Annotated in this window: 1 protein-coding gene; it reads left to right on the top strand. The window is 60.6% G+C overall.

Annotated elements, in window-relative coordinates:
• Positions 1-251: immunoglobulin-like domain-containing protein (locus GXB78_RS28030; RefSeq protein WP_329517860.1), on the top strand; the 251-nt coding region annotated here is incomplete at both ends.

Genomic DNA, 251 nt, shown 5'->3' with positions numbered 1-251 from the left:
GTCACCGACACCATCGACACTTCGACGGTCAAATTGACCGCCGATACCTCGGTTGCTGAAGGCGGCACTGTGACTTACACCGCCACGGTCGGTGCGCCAGTAACCGGCTCACCAGTTGTGGTAACTCTGGCCAACGGCCAGACCATCACCATCGGCGTCGGCCAGACTACTGGCACTGCAACCGCTGTTGCTTCGAACGATGCACTGACCGGCCACGCTCCGATCACCAACTCGATCACTGGCGTAACCGG

The sequence above is a fragment of the Pseudomonas moraviensis subsp. stanleyae genome (assembly GCF_036283065.1).
Taxonomy (GTDB): Bacteria; Pseudomonadota; Gammaproteobacteria; order Pseudomonadales; family Pseudomonadaceae; genus Aquipseudomonas; species Aquipseudomonas stanleyae.
Note: the sequence above shows the minus strand (reverse complement) of the source record. Positions and strands in the feature narration are given on the sequence as shown.